We start from the raw sequence: 3,690 nt of genomic DNA on the forward strand, positions 1-3,690 counted from the left end.
ACTAGCGGTTTGATTAATTCCCCTGGTCTTTTTCAAATGAGCGAACCGACAGTGACTTGCTTGAAAAAAACAGTTTGCCAGGTTCTGCAACTCAGAGATTTAAGTGTTTGCTTGCCTATCGAATTGGTGGAGGATCGCTGTATCGTCACAAAGATCTCTGGCATCCTAACTATTTAAGAATTGAAGAATTTGAATTAGATAACTCCAGTGATAAAAACGGATTCCCCAACAACCACAAAACTGATCCAAGCTTATTCCCTGGTAATGGCGGTAATGAGATTTCTCACGGTAGTTCTAGCGATTCTAAAGAATCTGTTCAGAATCCAGTGGCTGAGTATCGAGCTGTTGAACAAAGTGATTTTCTGAACGAGGTTGAAGCATTGTCTCAGCCATTCGCTATCAGTGCCCAAGATCAGCAAGCCATCAACCAAGAAGCTCTTTCTTTGGCTCAGGAACAGAGGCACCTTTGCAGCCCACAACAACTGGCGCGAATGCAGTACTTTCTGGCATCGGGTGATCCGATTCTGGTAGCAGAAGCAATGGCCTGGTTCTACATTCAGTCCCAGAAAATTGATAGTTCAAAATTACGCCAAAGTGACTTTGATGATGTGTGATGAAGCTTGTGTTTGTCAAACCAGATCGCGAGGCCATGTTGAACCCCAATTTCTGTTAAAAGCTGCCTCAACTCCTGATGCTATCGTACTGAAACAATCCTGGTGAAACGCCCTCAAACCTAAGAGCAGTCTTGCTTGTAAATTCTTGAAAAGGTTTACTGAAAGAATGACATTGCTGAAGTGAATAGATCAAAAAAAGCAAACCAATAGCTCAACAGAAGGAGATGATTCACGTTGCCCTTCTACTCACCCCTTAGCCATAGAGCAGGTTGCTATGCTTTTTTCACAATCCTCAAATAAACTCAACGCTCTCAGCGCAACTTCTTTTAATTCATCAGTGTTGCACTCTAGTTCATCCGCACTATCTACAGGGGTAGTTGACCCGGTTCAACAAAATGATTTTAGGCTGAAGTCGAGTGTTCCTAGCCTCGCCAGCACAGAATTTGCGTCTTCAAGTGCTTCATCTGTAGTTTCTAGTCGCGTTTTCGATCGAGTGAGTGATGTTTTGGTCGTTGATCGCGGTATTCCCAACAAGTTCAAGACTGGGATAGATGTGCTTGAGGATACTTCGTACAACAAGGTTGGACACTTACTTAATCCAACGTTGGATGACACCCTAGCAGGAGCCTTTGACATGGGCAGGCTAGATGGCAAAACCAGGACTCGACTAGACTCTATTGGCAATGGTGACAATACTGACTACACCCATTTTCGCCTGGATCAAGCGAGTGCCTTTAACCTGTTTCTCAAAGGTGCAGCTGGCGACGCTTCGGTCAATTTATTAGATGCTAGTGGAACCACGATCGCTAGTTCCTATGATGGTAGATTGCTCTTGGCACAGGGGATTTCGACCACTCAAAACTTCGACACGCATGACATCGCCCTTAACCTGAGTTCATTGGCGGCTGGAGATTACTACCTCAAAGTCTCGCCATTCTGGTCTCAACACCGCGTCAGTGGAGCTATCGATCGGCTCTATCTACCCACCGCAACAACCACAGACTACGATCTCACTGTTTCTACTGAGCAGGTTAGTAACTTGCTACCCACAGAAATTGATCTAGGCAATCTGTCTGGAACTCGCCTGCTGACTGGCACTCTGGACAGTAACAACACGTCAGAGATGTATCGCGTCACGCTGGGTGCAGGCAATCTCCACATCACACTATCAGGAATGAATGCCAACGCCGACGTGCGCTTGATTAGAGACTCCAACAACGATGGAGTGATCAGTGGAAATGAGGCGTTTGCGAGTTCTAATCAGTGGTATGGCTTTACGGATGGCATCTATAACGCTCTAAAAGGAGGCACCTATTTTATTCAGGTCAATCAGGGTCAGGGTTCTACTGGAGCCACCATCAACTACAATCTAGGAGTTTCTACAGGAGACTGGTATACCGATTATTTGAGTGACTTTGGCGTTGTCGCTCAGGCTCGACTGGCTGGGGCTGATGGATGGATCGATCGCAATGAAATGCTGTCCATTCTGCGACAAACCGAAGACTATGGCACGATTGACGCAACTGAACTAACCGACCTGAGAACCGTGCTGAGTGGGCTGGGACACGCTATGCCTGAGTCTGTTAGAAATCTGGCAAATAAAGTGATTAACAGTGATCCAGCAAATACGCGCGGCAGCTACATCGGCAACCTGCTTGGCGGCGACAGTTCTGGAAAAATGGAGAGTCTGATTGGTAAATGGTTTTTGGGGAGCGATCGCCCCATTGCCGATCCGATGACTATGTATCAGCGTGCCAATGGTTCACTCTTTGTAGACGGAATTAGCTGGCAAGATGTGGATCAGGGGGGAGTCGGAGACTGCTACTTCATGGCAAGTTTGGCGGCTGTAGCGCGCACCGATCACACGATCATTGACAATATGATTACTGACAATGGAGATGATACCTTTACCGTTCGCTTTTATAACAATGGCAGCGCAGACTATGTAACGGTCGATCGCTTTTTGCCAACCCAGGAAAATGGTTTCTTCTACGCCAACAACTCTTCTGGTAAAAGGTTTGACAACAACACCAATGAACTCTGGGCCGCTCTGGTTGAGAAAGCCTATGCTCAAGTGAATGAATCTGGCTGGCTCGGTCGGGACAACACTAACAGCTATGCAGGTATCAATAGTGGTTTTAGCGCTCCTGTCCTCAGCCAAATTACAGGACGAGGGACTGAGGGCAACCGTCACGTCTCCAGTGGCACTTGGCTTTGGGAAAAAGATGACATTGGATACATTATTAATGCTTTCAATGCGAATAAACCAATCGTACTGGGAACTCCCTCAGAGGTTGATAATTCCAGGATAATTGCTACGCACGCATATACGCTAATTGACTACAATGCTGGAACGGGTAGGTTTACACTCTTTAATCCTTGGGGGGTTAATGCAAAGGATGGAATTGTGTCGTTGTCTAAGGATGAAGTGATTGATAACTTTGCTATATGGAGTACGACCGTTTAGTTAAAGCATCGGAAAAATCATGCACCCAAAGCTTTGGGAAACATAGAAGACATTCTCAGTTTCCCATTTTTTTACTTAAAGGTGAGACATTTCCTAAATATCACAACTTATTTCAGATTATCAAATAAGTTCCAAGCGTAAATTATACTGCTGTGAGATATACGATCGCTCTCCACAAACTAACCGTTGTTCTCTTTAATCGTTGTTCTCAACTCAATCACACAGGACAGCATGGCTTACTACTGGAATCTTAAGCGCGATTGGCTAAGTTGGGTGGGTGCGATCGGTGGAGTATTGCTGGCAGTTTACCCCACCGCTACACTGGCTCAAGTTGCGGGGGATGGCACTTTGGGCACCGAAGTGAATGGTTCAGCGATCGCTCCCTGTACTGGAGCTTGCATCATCACCAATGGGGCAACCAGAGGGAACAATCTCTTTCACAGTTTTCAGCAATTCTCCCTGCCTGACGGCGACCTTGCAGGCTTTGTCACAGATCCAACGATTCAAAATGTGATCGTGCGAGTGACGGGACAAGGCGACGCTTTTATCTCGAATATCAATGGCACGATCGCCACCAGCAACCCAGCAAATTTCTTCTTACTCAATCCC

General features: G+C 46.2%; 3 protein-coding genes. All 3 read left to right on the plus strand.

Going from position 1 to position 3,690, the window contains the following annotated elements; genetic code table 11:
- Positions 1-107 precede the first annotated feature (107 nt).
- Complete coding sequence (locus tag ACJ2PR_RS35385) at positions 108-614, plus strand: hypothetical protein (protein ID WP_446870546.1); 507 nt, start codon at positions 108-110, stop codon at positions 612-614.
- Positions 615-888: 274 nt separating this feature from the next.
- The gene (locus ACJ2PR_RS35390) at positions 889-3,081 is read left to right on the plus strand and encodes a C2 family cysteine protease (protein ID WP_446880567.1); all 2,193 of its coding nucleotides are present in this window, start codon (positions 889-891) and stop codon (positions 3,079-3,081) included.
- A gap of 231 nt (positions 3,082-3,312) precedes the next feature.
- Positions 3,313-3,690, plus strand: a 378-nt coding sequence (locus tag ACJ2PR_RS35395) for a two-partner secretion domain-containing protein (RefSeq protein WP_446880568.1), incomplete at its 3' end; no start/stop codon positions are given.

This window comes from Phormidesmis sp. 146-33, from assembly GCF_052939515.1.